The following is a 700-nucleotide window of genomic DNA, read 5'->3' as shown; positions in this document are numbered from 1 at the left end:
CCGGAGGAGGCGGGGGTGTGTCTGGCCGAGGCGGAGGACCTGCTGTACGCGCGGGATCGGCTGACCTCGGCGATCGCGGTGCGGGTGGGCCGGGTGCACGCGGCCGGGGAGGCCAAGGGACACGGTCACGCCTCGACCCGATCCTGGCTGCGTTCGGCGGCGGGGATGAGTGTGGCGGGTGCGGGGCGGGTGCTGGCGCTTGCGGTGGAGTTGGCTCGTCTGCCTACGGTGCGGGCGCGGTTTGCGCGGGGGAGTCTGGCCGAGGGGTATGTGACGGCGATCTGTGCGGCCACGGCCCGGTTGGATGATGCGCAGGCGGCGTTGGCCGAGCCGATCCTGGTGGCGTTGGCGGATCAGGCGACTCCGGCGGAGATCGCGCGGGCGGGGCGGTATCTGCATGCGGTGTTGAATCCGGATGGGGAGGCCGATGACGCTGAGGCTGACTATCGGGAGCGGTTCGTGCTGGTGCGGGAGAGCGCCACGGGTGGGTTGGAGGGGGAGTTCCGGCTTCCGCGTGAGGCGGGGGCGCGGCTTCGGGCGTTGCTGGATGCGTATGCGAGGCCGAGGGTGGAGGGGGATGAGCGTCCGCTTCGGGTGCGGAACGCGGATGTGGTGATCGCGTTGTTGGAGCAGCGGATCGGGACTGAGCTTCTGGTGTTGATCAACGCGGAGTCCCTGCCGGATGACCCGCCCGCCCAGA

At 71.0% G+C, this 700-nt stretch carries 1 protein-coding gene; it reads left to right on the top strand.

What is annotated here, in order from left to right:
- Window positions 1–15: 15 nt before the first annotated feature.
- A partial coding sequence (locus tag AWQ70_RS37130) for a DUF222 domain-containing protein (protein ID WP_157530971.1) occupies window positions 16–700 on the top strand: 685 nt, incomplete at its 3' end.

The organism is Microtetraspora niveoalba, assembly GCF_001570405.1.
Taxonomy (GTDB): domain Bacteria; phylum Actinomycetota; class Actinomycetes; order Streptosporangiales; family Streptosporangiaceae; genus Microtetraspora; species Microtetraspora niveoalba.
Note: the sequence above shows the minus strand (reverse complement) of the source record. Positions and strands in the feature narration are given on the sequence as shown.